We start from the raw sequence: 13026 nt of genomic DNA, 5'->3' as shown, positions 1-13026 counted from the left end.
GCCACAGCCCCCCCGCCATCGTCGCGCGCACCGCCGTAGGAGACCCCGATGCGCAAGGCCTTCATCACCGGAACCGCCGGCTTCATCGGGTTTCACCTGGCCCGCCGCCTGCTGGCGCGCGGCTGGCAGGTGCACGGCTTTGACGGCATGACCGATTATTATGATGTCACGCTGAAACAGCGCCGCCATGCGCTGCTGCTGCAGACGCCCGGCTTTGCCGCGACGCAGGCGATGCTGGAAGACACCGCCGCCCTGGATGCCGCGGTCGATGCCTTCCGTCCCGATGTCATCCTGCACCTCGCGGCGCAGGCCGGGGTGCGCTACAGCCTGGAAAACCCGCGCTCCTATGTCAGCGCGAATGTGGTTGGCACCTTCAACGTGATCGAGGCCGCCCGGCGCCATCAGGTGCAGCATCTGCTGATGGCATCCACCAGTTCCGTCTATGGCGCGAACGAAGAGATGCCCTTCCGCGAAACCGACAAGGCCGACGGGCCGCTGACGATCTACGCCGCCACCAAGAAGGCGACCGAAGCGATGGGCCATGCCTATGCCCATCTGTGGAACCTGCCCACCACGATGTTCCGCTTCTTCACCGTCTACGGCCCCTGGGGGCGCCCGGACATGGCCGCGTTCCGCTTTGTCGAAGCGATCCTGAACGACCGCCCCATCGACCTTTACAACCATGGCGAGATGTGGCGCGACTTCACCTTTGTCGATGATCTGGTCGAAGCCATCTGCCGCCTGATCGACACCGTTCCGGTCCGGCCCGCGCCGGGTCAGGCGATCCCGGATGGTGACAGCCTGTCAAGGGAGGCGCCCTTCCGCATCGTCAACATCGGCAATTCCGACAAGGTGAAGCTGACCGATTTCGTGGCCGCCATAGAAGAGGCGCTGGGCAAGCCGGCCATCCGCAACCTTCTGCCGATGCAGACGGGCGACGTGCCGGCCACCTGGGCCGATACCGGCCTGCTGCGGCGGCTGACCGGCTTTGCCCCCGCAACCGGCATCCGCGACGGGATGCGCAGCTTCGTCGCCTGGTATCGCGAATATTATGGCCGATAACCCGCCCACCGGCCCCGCCTGCCGCCCGCACGGGCCGCTGTCGCACAGGCATATGCCGCACAGACGCGCATCATACCTTTGGCATACCTTTCGCAGACGCGGGGCCCGGTGCCGCGCCGGCCCGCGCCTGCCCTGTCTGGCCACAACCCGGATCGCAGACTGGACCTAAGCCGTCGCCGGGTTTTCTCCGATACTGCGCCACAACGAATTTCTCCATCTGGAAGGATCATGCCATGGAAGGCATCACCGGAATGAACGACATGAGCCGCGTGGTCGAGGCCGACCGCGCCCATGTCTGGCACCACCTCGTGAACCACAAGCAGTTCGAGACCGCCGATCCGCGTGTCATCGTGGAAGGCAAGGGGCTGCGGGTCTGGGATGCGCGCGGCAAGGAATATCTGGATGCCGTGTCGGGCGCGGTCTGGACGGTGAATGTCGGCTATGGCCGCGAAAGCATTGCCAATGTCGTGCGCGACCAACTGGTGAAGATGAACTATTTTGCCGGGGTCGGCGGCTCGATCCCCGGCGCGCTTTTCGCCGAAAAGCTGATCTCCAAGATGCCGGGAATGAGCCGGGTCTATTATTCCAACTCGGGTTCGGAAGCGAACGAGAAGGTCTACAAGATGGTGCGGCAACTGTCGCACCGCGTCCATGGCGGCAAGAAGTGGAAGATCCTCTATCGCGAACGCGATTACCACGGCACCACCATCGGCGCGCTGGCCACCTCGGGCCAGGCCGAACGGGCCATGCAGTATGGCCCCTATCCCGACGGTTTCGTGATGGTCCCGCACTGCCTGGAATACCGCAAGCAGTGGGATGTCGAGAATTACGGCGAACGCGCCGCCGATGCGATCGAGGAAGTGATCCTGCGCGAAGGCCCCGATACCGTGGGCGCCATCGTGCTTGAACCCGTGACCGCCGGCGGCGGCGTGATCGTCCCGCCGAAAGGCTATTGGGAGCGGGTTCAGGAAATCTGCAAGAAATACAACATCCTGCTGCACATTGATGAAGTCGTCTGCGGCGTGGGCCGCACGGGTGTGTGGTTCGGCTACCAGAACTACGGCATCAAGCCCGATTTCGTGACCATGGCCAAGGGCGTCGCCTCGGGCTATGCGGCGATCTCCTGCACGGTCACGACCGAGGAGGTGTTCGACATGTTCAAGAACGACGCCGCCGATCCGCTGAGCTATTTCCGCGACATCTCCACCTTCGGCGGCTGCACCTCCGGCCCGGCGGCGGCGCTGGAAAACATGCGCATCATCGAGGACGAGAACCTGCTCGACAACACGCTGCGCATGGGCAAGCGGACCATCGACAACCTCAATGCCCTGATGGAAAAGCACAAGGTCATTGGCGATGTGCGCGGGGCGGGCCTGTTCTGCGGCGCCGAACTGGTGGCCGACCGCAAGACCAAGGAACCGATGGACGAAAAGAAGGTCGCTGCCGTGGTGGCCGACTGCAACGCGCAGGGCGTGATCATCGGCATGACCAACCGTTCGCTGCCGGGCCTGAACAACACGCTCTGCCTGTCGCCGGCGCTGATCGCCACCGCCGACGACATCGACGAAATCACCGGCGCCATCGACAAGGCGCTGACCAAGGTCTTCGGCTGAGCCTTTCGCGGCGTGAATGATCCGACATGACAGCCGCGCCCCGGCAGGGGCGTGGCCGCCTCACTTGACAACCGACCGCGCGGGCCGCTTCATGTCGCCAGTTCCAGCGCATGATGAGGCCAGAGTGGCGATCCCGGTCGAAGCCTTCTTCCTGACAGGCGGCACCGCCGGCACCCTGCAAAGCCGCATCCGCGCCATGGTCACCGAAGGCATCCTGGCCGGGCGCTTTCGGCCTGGGCAGAAGATGCCGTCGTCGCGCGGGCTGGCTGAACATCTGGGCGTCAGCCGGATCACCGTGACGCTGGCCTATGCCGATCTTGTATCGTCGGACTATCTGACCGCGCGGGGCAGGTCGGGCTATTTCGTCAGCGACAACGCCCCCCGTGCGCCCGAATTTCCAGCCGCCGAACGCCCGGCGGAAGAGGTGGATTACGGCGCGCTGTCGGCCCGCCGCTACACCCGCGCCATGGCAGGGGTGGACCGGCCCGAGGATTGGGAGAAGTTCCCCTATCCCTTCATCTACGGCCAGACCGATCCGACGCTCTTCGATCACCAGAACTGGCGGGCCTGTGCGTTGCGGGCGCTGGGGCGGCGCGATTTTGCCTCGCTTACCAGTGACTTCTACGAACGTGACGACCCGCTGCTGATCGAACAGATCCTGCGGGTGATCCTGCCGCGCCGGGGTATTGCGGCGCGCGGGGACGAGGTGTTGCTGACGCTGGGCGCGCAGAACGCGCTGTGGCTGGCGGCAACGGTCCTGCTGGGGCCGGGGCGGCAGGCGGTGGTGGAAAACCCCTGTTATCCGGGCCTGCGCCGCATCTTGCAGACCAGCGGCGCGGGCGTGGCCAGCGTCGATGTCGATGAGGCGGGGCTGCCACCGCGCCTGCCGCCGGCGGATGTGGTCTTTACCACGGCCAGCCACCAGTGCCCGACCAATGCCACCATGCCGCTGGACCGCCGTCTGCAACTGCTGGACGCCGCCAGCCGCGAGGATTTCGTGGTGGTCGAGGACGACTACGAATTCGAGATGAGCTTCCTCAAGCCCGTCTCGCCTGCTTTGAAATCATTAGATAAAGGCGGGCGGGTGATCTACGCGGGCAGCTTCTCGAAATCCATTTTTCCAGGGATGCGGCTGGGCTATCTGGTCGGTCCGCCAGCCTTTATCGCCGAGGCGCGGGCGCTGCGGTCGATGGTGCTGAAACACCCGCCGGGGCATATCCAGCGCACGGTTGCCTATTTCCTGGCGGAAGGGCATTACGACGCGCTGATCAACCGGATGCGCAACGCCTTTCGCCGCCGCCGGCAGGTGATGGACGATGCCATTGCCGAGCACGGGCTGACGGTGGCCGGGCAGGGCGGCTTTGGCGGCTCCAGCTTCTGGATGGCCGCGCCCGAAGGCGTGGATACCGAGCCGCTGGCGCAGGTCTTGCGCGCGGACGGGGTGCTGATCGAACCCGGGCGGGGCTTTTTCGACCCCGCGCGGGAAGAGCGGCGGTTCTACCGGCTGGCCTATTCCTCGATCGCGCCGGCGCGGATTCCCGACGGCATCGCCCGGATCGCCAGAGCGCTGGCGCGGTCGGGCTGACCCGCCGCATCTGGCCTTGCCACGGCGGCGGCGCTGGCCCTACTTGGACTTATCGGCCTTTGTGTAGCATGCCGCCCAACACAAAGCCCGGCCGGAGACCCGCCCCATGAAGATGACCACCGAAGAAGCCTTCGTCAAAGTGCTGCAGATGCACGGCATTGCACATGCCTTCGGCATCATCGGATCGGCCTTCATGCCGATTTCCGACCTGTTCCCGAAGGCGGGCATCACCTTCTGGGATTGCGCGCATGAAGGCAGCGGCGGGATGATGGCGGATGGCTATACCCGGGCCTCGGGCCGGATGAGCATGATGATCGCCCAGAACGGGCCGGGCATCACCAATTTCGTGACCGCCGTGAAGACCGCCTACTGGAATCATACGCCGCTGCTTCTGGTCACGCCACAGGCGGCGAACAAGACCATCGGCATGGGAGGCTTTCAGGAAGTCGAACAGATGGCGCTGTTCAAGGACATGGTCGCCTATCAGGAAGAGGTGCGCGATCCGTCCCGCGTGGCCGAGGTGCTGAACCGGGTGATCCTGAACGCCCGCCGCGCCAGCGCGCCGGCGCAGATCAACATGCCGCGCGATTTCTGGACCCAGGTGATCGACATCGACCTGCCGCGTGTGGTGGAGTTCGAGCGGCCCTCGGGCGGCGAGGCGGCGCTGGACGAGGCGGCGGCGCTGCTGTCTTCGGCGAAGTTCCCGGTGATCCTGAACGGCGCGGGGGTGGTGATCGGGGGCGCGATCCCGGCCAGCATGGCGCTGGCCGAGCGGCTGGAGGCGCCTGTCTGCGTGGGCTACCAGCATAACGACGCTTTCCCCGGCAGCCATCCGCTGTTCGCGGGGCCGCTGGGCTATAACGGCAGCAAGGCGGCGATGGAGCTGATCGCGCAGGCCGATGTGGTGCTGTGCCTGGGCACAAGGCTGAACCCGTTCAGCACCTTGCCGGGCTATGGCATCGACTACTGGCCGAAAGAGGCGGCGATCATTCAGGTAGATATCAACCCCGCCCGGATTGGCCTGACCAAGAAGGTTTCGGTCGGCATCGTGGGCGATGCGAAGAAGGTGGCCGAGGCGCTGCTGGCGCGGCTGTCGGAGGGGGCAGGCGAGGCCGGGCGCGAGGCACGCCGGGCGCTGATCGCCACCACCAAAAGCCGCTGGGCGCAGGAACTGGCCAGCATGGACCATGAGGAGGACGATCCCGGCACCACCTGGAACGCCCGTGCCCGCGCCGACAAGCCCGAGTGGATGTCGCCCCGCATGGCCTGGCGTGCAATCCAGTCAGCGCTGCCGAAAGAGGCGATCATTTCGTCGGACATCGGCAACAACTGCGCCATCGGCAATGCCTATCCGTCGTTCGAGGCGGGGCGCAAATACCTGGCGCCGGGGCTGTTCGGCCCCTGCGGCTATGGCCTGCCGTCGATCATCGGGGCCAAGATCGCCTGCCCGGATGTGCCCGTGGTGGGCTTTGCCGGCGACGGGGCCTTTGGCATTGCGGTGACCGAACTGACGGCGATCGGGCGGCCTGAGTGGCCGGCGATCACCATGGTCGTCTTCCGCAATTACCAGTGGGGGGCCGAAAAGCGCAATTCGACCCTGTGGTATGATGACAATTTTGTCGGCACCGAGCTGGACAGCAAGGTTTCCTATGCCGGTATCGCACGGGCCTGCGGGTTGCAGGGGGTGGTTGCCCGCACCATGGAGGATCTGCGCGCCGCGCTGACCCAGGCGATTGCCGACCAGAAGGCGGGCAAGACCACGCTGATCGAGGCGCTGATCAATCAGGAACTGGGCGAGCCGTTCCGCCGCGATGCGATGAAGAAGCCGGTTTCGGTCGCGGGAATCGACCCGGCCGACATGCGCCCGCAGGCCGGCGTTTGACGCTGCCCTTTGACCTGGGCCTTGGCGCGGCGCTGTGGATGGCCGCGACGATCTTTGTCGCGGGCTTCATCCGCGGCTATTCCGGCTTTGGCTATTCCGCCATCGTCATCGCCGCGTCGGGCGTGGTGACCAGCCCGCTGAACTTTGTCGCGGTGGTGGTGCTGCTGGAATTCGTGATGTCGGTGCAGGCCTGGAAGGGCGCGGGGCCGGCGGTGGACTGGCGGCGGGCGGGTCTGCTGATGGCGGGCGCGGCGGTGGGGCTGCCGCTGGGCCTCTGGGCGCTGACCGCGGTTTCCGAGACGGCGGCGCGGGCGGCGATCTCGGCCTATATCCTGCTGATGTGTGGGGTGTTGCTGATGGGCTGGCGCCTGCGGTCCGAGGTGCGCGGCACGCCGGGTAATCTGGCCGCGGGGCTGATTTCGGGGCTGGCCAATGCGCCGGGCATGGGGGGGCTGCCGGTGGCGGCCTTTTTCGCGGCACAGCCGATGCCGGCCAATGTGTTCCGGGCCACGTTGATTGCCTATTTCCCGCTGCTCGACCTGTATTCCGCGCCGCTTTACTGGATGCACGGTCTGGTAAGCTGGGATACGCTTTGGGCCTCGCTCTGGGCGCTGCCGTTGACGCTGGTGGCCAACTGGCTGGGCGGGCGGCATTTCTTCGGCACCGATCCGCAGGAGTTCCGCCGATTTGCCATTCTGCTGCTGGCAGCCCTGGCGGCACTGGGGTTGGGAAAGGCGGTGCTTTGACATGTGGCTTGTGGTCAATGCCGGATCGTCCTCGGTCAAGCTGGTGGTGTTCGATGCGGGACTGCGGGATGTTGCCCGCGCCACGGTTGACCGTATCGGGGCCGGTGGTCCCACCACCCATGCCGAGGCCATGGTCGAAGGGCTGGGCCGGATGGGGCTTGCGCCCGCCGCGCTGACGGCGGCGGCGCATCGGGTGGTGCATGGCGGGGTGGCGCTGACCGCGCCGCAGCGTGTAACACCCGCCGTGATCGCCGGGATCGAGGCCTGCGTGCCCCTGGCGCCGCTGCACAATCCCGGCAACCTGACCGGCATCCGCGCGGTTGAAGCGTTGGCGCCGGGCCTGCCGCAATATGTGTCTTTTGACACGGCGTTCCATGCCACCAACCCCGATGTGGCAACCGCCTATGCGATTCCGGCCGAGGAGCGGGCCCGCGGGCTGCGCCGTTTTGGCTTTCACGGCCTGTCCTATGCGGCGCTGGTGCGCATCCTGCGTGCACGGGGCGCGCTGACCCGGCGGGTGCTGGCGTTTCATCTGGGCAACGGGGTGTCGGCCTGTGCCATCCTTGACGGCGCCTCGGTCGCCTCGTCCATGGGGTGGTCTCCGGTCGAGGGGCTGACCATGGGCACAAGGCCGGGCAATCTGGACCCGATGGTTGCGCTGGATCTGGCCGAACGGCACGGCGTTGACGGGGCGCGGGCGATGCTGAACCGCCGTTCGGGCCTTTTGGCATTGGGGGGGCACAGCGACATGCGGGCGCTGCACGAAGCGGGCACGCCCGAGGCCGCCTTTGCCATTGACCATTTCTGTTACTGGGCTATCCGCCATGCTGGCAGCCTGATTGCCGCCATGGGTGGAGTCGAAACAATCGTCTTCACCGGCGGTGTTGGGGAGAACGATTTTTCCGTTCGTGGCCGAATTTTGGACGGGCTTTCCTGGGTGGGTGTGGCCTATGATGCCAATGCCAACCGGCAGAACGCGGGGGCCCTGCATTTGGCGAAATCGGATGTCGCAATCTGGACAGTGCCGGCTGACGAGGAACGGCAGATTGCACAGGAGGCGCAGACGGTGAGGGAGTGTGAGGGGTGACGGCTGAACCGCGGATCGACCGTTCGCCGCCTGTCTCGGACGAGGTGCGCCAGACCACCTGCTACATGTGCGCCTGCCGCTGCGGCATCAACGTGCATCTGAAGGATGGCCGGGTGTCCTATATCGAGGGCAACCGTGCCCACCCGATCAACAAGGGTGTGCTTTGTGCCAAGGGCGCCAGCGGGATCATGCAGATCACCGCCCCCAGCCGGCTGCGCGCCCCCTTGCGCCGGGTGGGGCCGCGCGGATCGGGCGCGTTTGAGGAGATAAGCTGGGAAGAGGCGCTGGAAACCGCCGTCGGCTGGCTGAAGCCGCTGCGCGAGACGGCGCCCGAGAAGCTGGCCTTCTTCACCGGGCGCGACCAGAGCCAATCGCTGACCGGCTGGTGGGCGCAGGCCTTCGGCACGCCGAACTATGCCGCGCATGGCGGCTTCTGTTCGGTGAACATGGCGGCGGGCGGCATCTACACCATTGGCGGCGCCTTCTGGGAGTTCGGTCAGCCCGATTGGGAGCGGACGGAACTGTTCGTGCTGTTCGGCGTTGCGGAAGACCATGACAGCAATCCGATCAAGATCGGCATCGGCAAGCTCAAGGCGCGCGGGGTGCGGGTGATCAGCGTCAACCCGATCCGCACCGGATATTCGGCGGTGGCGGATGACTGGTATGGCATCACCCCGGGCACCGATGGCCTGCTGATCCTGTCGCTGATCCATTGCCTGTTGCAGGCGGGTAAGGTTGATCTGGAGTATCTGGCGCGCTGGACCAATGCGCCGTTCCTGGTGAACGGGGCCGAGGGGGCGGAGCAGGGGCTGTTCCTGAAGAACGCCGAAAGCCAGCCCTTCGTGATTGACCGCCACAGCGGCCACCCCGCGCCCTGGGACGGTCGGGACGTTGACCCCGATCTGGGGGCGGTCTGGGCCGGGCATCGCACCGTGTTCCAGCATATGGCCGAGGAATACCTGAAACCGGACTACGCGCCCGAGGCTGTGGCCGAGCGTTGCGGGATCCCGGCCGCGCGGATTCGCGGGCTGGCGGCCGAACTGGCGCGGGCCGCGTTCGAGAAGGCCTTCATCCACCCGCAGCCCTGGACCGATTTCCGTGGCAACCGGCATGAGGGGATGCAGGGCCGCCCGGTCAGTTTCCACGCCATGCGCGGCATCTCGGCCCATTCCAACGGGTTCCAGACGGCGCGGGCGCTGCATCTGTTGCAGATCGTGCTGGGGTCGGTCGAGGCGCCGGGCGGATACCGGCTGAAGCCGCCTTACCCCAAGCCGGTCGAGGCGCATCCGACGCCGCATTTCGTGGCCACGCCGGGCAAGCCGCTGACCGGGCCGCATCTGGGCTATGTCCGCAGCCCCGCCGACCTTGCGTTGCGCGAAGACGGCACGCCCGTCCGCATCGACAAGGCGTTCACCTGGGACGCGCCGCTGTCGGCGCATGGGCTGATGCACATGGTCATCGCCAATGCGGTGGCGGGCGATCCCTACCGGATCGACACGCTATTCCTGTACATGGCGAACATGGCGTGGAATTCGTCGATGAACACCGCGCAGGTCATGCAGATGCTGACCGCGAAGGATGGCGACGACTATGTGATCCCGCGCATCATCTATTCCGATGCCTATGCCAGCGAGATGGTCGCCTATGCCGACCTGATCCTGCCAGACACAACCTATCTGGAGCGGCACGACTGCATTTCCCTGCTGGACCGGCCGATTTCCGAACCGGATGCGGCGGGGGATTCGATCCGCTGGCCGGTGCTGGAGCCAGACCGGGATGTGCGCGGGTTCCAGACAGTGCTGCTGGATCTGGGCGCGCGGCTGGGTCTGCCGGGGATGGTGACTGACGATGGCCAGCCACGGTTCCGCGACTATGCCGATTACATCGTGAACCATCAGCGACGGCCCGGTGTGGGGCCGCTGATGGGCTTCCGCGGCAATGGCGCCGAGACGGGGCGCGGCACGCCGAACCCCGACCAACTGGCCCGTTACATTGAAAACGGCAGCTTCCATCAGGCGCATGTGCCGGCCGAAGCGGCCTTCATGAAGCCATGGAACGCGGCCTATCAGGATTGGGCGGTGGCGCTGGGGCTGTATGACACGCCGCAACCCTATCTGTTCAACATCTGGTCCGAGCCGCTGCGCCGGTTCCAGCTTGCCGCCGAAGGCCATGGCGACCGCCAGCCGCCCGACCATCTTCGCGCGCGGTTGCGGGTGGCGATGTCGCCGCTGCCGGTCTGGTATCCCCCCATGGGTGAGGCGCCTGGCTATCCGGTTCATGCGCTGACGCAGCGGCCGATGGACATGTATCACAGTTGGGGCAGCCAGAACGCCTGGCTGCGGCAGATCCGGGGGCGCAACTTCCTGTATCTGCCGACCGCGATCTGGCAGGCGCAGGGCTTTGCCGAGGGCGACTATGCCCGCGTAACCAGCCCGACCGGCGAAATCGTGGTGCCGGTGGCGCATATGGCGGCGCTGAACCCGCACACGGTCTGGACCTGGAACGCCATCGGCAAGCGGCGTGGGGCTTGGGCGCTGTCGAAGGATGCGCCCGAAGCGGTGGAGGGATTCCTGCTGAACCATCTGATTTCCGAAGTGCTGCCGGGCGAGGGGCGGGTTTCGAACTCGGACCCGGTCACCGGGCAGGCCGCCTGGTTTGACCAGATGGTGCGGATTGAACGGGTCGGGCCGCGTGCCATGGCCGAACCGCAATTCCCCGTGCTGCCCGATCCGCCGCGCGCAGGTGGCGGGCGCGGGCAAGGGCCTTCGAAGAAACGTGCCCAGAATATTTCAGGATTTTCAGACCCGTCGGCGGAGGGAAGGCCATGACCTGCCTGCCCGGAAAGGTGGACCGCAAGCTGGGGCTGGTGATCGACCTTGACACCTGCGTTGGCTGTCAGGCCTGCGTCACCGCCTGCAAGGGCTGGAACGATCAGGGCTATGGCGTACCCCTGTCGGATCAGGACGCCTATGGTGCCGCGCCCTCTGGCGTGTTCCTGAACCGGGTCCATTCCTATCAGGTCACGCCGGATGAGGGGCCGGCGGCGATCGTGAACTTCCCGCGGTCCTGCCTGCATTGCGACAATGCGCCTTGCGTCACCGTCTGCCCGACCGGGGCCAGCTACAAGCGGGCCGAGGACGGGATCGTTCTGGTGAACGAGGATGCCTGTATCGGCTGCGGCCTGTGTGCCTGGGCCTGCCCCTATGGCGCGCGCGAGCTGGATGCGGCGGCGGGGGTGATGAAGAAATGCACCCTTTGCGTGGACCGTATCTACAACGACAATCTGCCCGAAGAGGACCGGATGCCCGCCTGCGTGCGCACCTGTCCGACCGGGGCGCGGCATTACGGTGATCTGTCCGATCCCGACAGCGCCGTGTCGCGGCTGGTGGCGGACCGGGGCGGCTATGCCCTGATGCCCGAGATGGAGACGCAGCCGGTGAACCGCTATTTGCCGCCGCGCAGGAAAGGCGCCGTCGAGGCAGGGCCGCTGACGCCGCTGGTCGATGTGCAGGCCACCGGCTTTGCCGGCTGGCTGGACCGCGTTCTGGGAAAGATCTGATGCATCCGGCGCCGTCTGTCATTCTGTTCACCGTGCTTTCAGGCCTGGGCTTCGGTTTTCTGGCCTTTCTGGCCCTTGGTGCCTTGCCGGTTTCCGGCTGGGGGGCGGTTGCGACCTGGGGCCTGGGCTATGGGCTGGCCGTGGCAGGGCTGATCGCCTCGACCTTCCATCTGGGCAATCCGAAGCGGGCGCTGCTGGCGTTTTCGCAATGGCGGTCAAGCTGGCTGTCGCGTGAAGGCTGGGCTTCTGTCAGCACGTTGCTGGTGCTGGCGCCGATGGCGCTTTCGGATGTGCTGGGGCTGGGTCTGCCACGCGGGATCGGCTGGGTGGGGACGGCCATGGTGGTGGTGACGGTGGTCTGCACCGCGATGATCTATGCCCAGTTGCGCACGGTGCCGCGCTGGAACCACTGGGGCACGGTGCTGCTGTTCCTGAGCTTTGCCGCCACCGGGGGCGCGATCCTTTCGGTCCGGCTGCCGCTGGCCTGTCTGCTGTGTGCCGTGCTGGCGGCGGTGCTGGTCTGGAGCTTCCTGCGCGGCGACGGTGCCTTTGCGGCGCGGGGGGCAACGCTGGGCAGCGCGACGGGGCTGGGCAGGATGGGCAAGCCTTCGGTGTTCGAACAGCCCCATACCTCGCCCAACTATCTGATGCGCGAGATGATCCATGTGGTTGGCCGCCGTCATTCGGCGAAGCTGCGGGTGATTGCGGTGGTGCTGGCCTGCGTGCTGCCGGCGCTGCTGCTGGCCATTCTGCCGGCGCATCTGGCGGTGGCGCTGGCAACGCTGTCACATCTTGCCGGGGCCTTCGCGGCGCGGTGGCTGTTCTTTGCCGAGGCCGAACATGTGGTCGGCCTGTATTACGGGCAGAGGTAAGCCCCAAATGAAACGGCCCCGCAGGTCAGACCTGCGGGGCACGCCATGGATGGTTCCCGAAATCAGGGATTGGTGGTCGCGGCGCCTTCCGCGGCGGGCTCGGCCGCCGGGGCAGCATCGGCGGCCGGAGCCGCTGCCGCATCGGCCGCCGGAGCAGCTTCAGCCGCCGACGGGGCGGGCGCCAGCGAGTTCAGGAAGGCCCAGACATCATGTGCTTCCTTTTCGTTGGGAAGCTTGAAGGTCATCTTGCCCTTCGCCTTGGTGTCGCCGGTCTTGGTCTTGATGAACTTGGTCGGGTCGGCAACGTATTGCAGGAAGTCCGCCTCGTTCCAGACTTCGCCCGCGGCGCCCAGTTCCTTGAGACCGTCGCCATAGGCGAAGTCCGGATAGCTGGCGGCCGGACGGCCGTTGATGCCGTAGAGGTTCGGCCCGGTCTTGCCGGCCTTGCCAGCCAGAACGGTGCCATCGGGGGCCACGACCATGTGGCAGGTCTGGCATTTGTTGAACACCTTGGCGCCCGCTGCGGCGTCACCGGTCGGCGCGTCCTGTGCAAGGACGGGCGCCGCGGCGAAGGCTAGGGCGACGGCAGTCAGGGTCAGTCTCATGGGGGTCCTCCAGTT

Annotated in this window: 10 protein-coding genes; 9 read left to right on the top strand and 1 reads right to left on the bottom strand. The window is 66.3% G+C overall.

Annotated features, from left to right (window positions below):
- Positions 1-48 precede the first annotated feature (48 nt).
- From B6K69_RS03595 to B6K69_RS03555, 9 genes are all read left to right on the top strand, one after another.
- Positions 49-1062, top strand: a complete 1014-nt coding sequence (locus B6K69_RS03595; protein ID WP_108642812.1) for an NAD-dependent epimerase/dehydratase family protein — start codon at positions 49-51, stop codon at positions 1060-1062.
- 233 nt (positions 1063-1295) lie between these two features.
- The gene (gene tpa / locus B6K69_RS03590) at positions 1296-2675 is read left to right on the top strand and encodes a hypotaurine--pyruvate aminotransferase Tpa (RefSeq protein WP_108642811.1); all 1380 of its coding nucleotides are present in this window, start codon (positions 1296-1298) and stop codon (positions 2673-2675) included.
- Between the two features lie 124 nt (positions 2676-2799).
- Positions 2800-4260: a MocR-like pyridoxine biosynthesis transcription factor PdxR gene (pdxR, locus tag B6K69_RS03585; protein ID WP_108642810.1), complete on the top strand. Its 1461-nt coding sequence runs from the start codon at positions 2800-2802 to the stop codon at positions 4258-4260.
- A 106-nt stretch (positions 4261-4366) separates the two neighbouring features.
- On the top strand, positions 4367-6142 hold the full coding sequence (xsc, locus tag B6K69_RS03580; protein WP_108642809.1) for a sulfoacetaldehyde acetyltransferase: 1776 nt from the start codon (positions 4367-4369) through the stop codon (positions 6140-6142).
- Positions 6139-6888 (top strand): sulfite exporter TauE/SafE family protein, encoded by a 750-nt coding sequence (locus B6K69_RS03575; protein ID WP_228156796.1) that lies wholly within the window; start codon positions 6139-6141, stop codon positions 6886-6888. The genes xsc and B6K69_RS03575 overlap by 4 nt, the downstream gene beginning before the upstream one ends.
- Before the next feature lies 1 nt (position 6889).
- The gene (locus B6K69_RS03570; RefSeq protein WP_108642808.1) at positions 6890-7975 is read left to right on the top strand and encodes an acetate/propionate family kinase; all 1086 of its coding nucleotides are present in this window, start codon (positions 6890-6892) and stop codon (positions 7973-7975) included.
- On the top strand, positions 7972-10803 hold the full coding sequence (locus B6K69_RS03565) for a molybdopterin-dependent oxidoreductase (RefSeq protein WP_108642807.1): 2832 nt from the start codon (positions 7972-7974) through the stop codon (positions 10801-10803). Before B6K69_RS03570 ends, B6K69_RS03565 begins: the two co-directional genes overlap by 4 nt.
- Complete coding sequence (locus tag B6K69_RS03560; RefSeq protein ID WP_108642806.1) at positions 10800-11534, top strand: 4Fe-4S dicluster domain-containing protein; 735 nt, start codon at positions 10800-10802, stop codon at positions 11532-11534. The genes B6K69_RS03565 and B6K69_RS03560 overlap by 4 nt, the downstream gene beginning before the upstream one ends.
- Positions 11534-12406, top strand: coding sequence for a dimethyl sulfoxide reductase anchor subunit family protein (locus B6K69_RS03555; RefSeq protein WP_108642805.1), 873 nt, complete (start codon positions 11534-11536; stop codon positions 12404-12406). Before B6K69_RS03560 ends, B6K69_RS03555 begins: the two co-directional genes overlap by 1 nt.
- Positions 12407-12468: 62 nt before the next feature.
- Here the strand turns inward: B6K69_RS03555 and B6K69_RS03550 are convergent, their stop codons facing one another.
- On the bottom strand, positions 12469-13011 hold the full coding sequence (locus B6K69_RS03550) for a c-type cytochrome (protein WP_164681874.1): 543 nt from the start codon (positions 13009-13011) through the stop codon (positions 12469-12471).
- Positions 13012-13026: the final 15 nt, after the last annotated feature.

Origin of the sequence: Pseudogemmobacter blasticus (assembly GCF_003071405.1) — a bacterium.
Lineage (GTDB): Bacteria > Pseudomonadota > Alphaproteobacteria > Rhodobacterales > Rhodobacteraceae > Pseudogemmobacter > Pseudogemmobacter blasticus.
Note: the sequence above shows the minus strand (reverse complement) of the source record. Positions and strands in the feature narration are given on the sequence as shown.

What these genes read in the sequence shown, in the direction of transcription:
- xsc (WP_108642809.1), top strand. Translation starts at nt 4,367, where the DNA reads ATGAAGATGACCACCGAAGAAGCCTTCGTCAAAGTGCTGCAGATGCAC.
- B6K69_RS03570 (WP_108642808.1), top strand. Translation starts at nt 6,890, where the DNA reads ATGTGGCTTGTGGTCAATGCCGGATCGTCCTCGGTCAAGCTGGTGGTG.
- B6K69_RS03595 (WP_108642812.1), top strand. Translation starts at nt 49, where the DNA reads ATGCGCAAGGCCTTCATCACCGGAACCGCCGGCTTCATCGGGTTTCAC.
- B6K69_RS03550 (WP_164681874.1), bottom strand. Translation starts at nt 13,011, where the DNA reads ATGAGACTGACCCTGACTGCCGTCGCCCTAGCCTTCGCCGCGGCGCCC.
- B6K69_RS03555 (WP_108642805.1), top strand. Translation starts at nt 11,534, where the DNA reads ATGCATCCGGCGCCGTCTGTCATTCTGTTCACCGTGCTTTCAGGCCTG.
- tpa (WP_108642811.1), top strand. Translation starts at nt 1,296, where the DNA reads ATGGAAGGCATCACCGGAATGAACGACATGAGCCGCGTGGTCGAGGCC.
- B6K69_RS03560 (WP_108642806.1), top strand. Translation starts at nt 10,800, where the DNA reads ATGACCTGCCTGCCCGGAAAGGTGGACCGCAAGCTGGGGCTGGTGATC.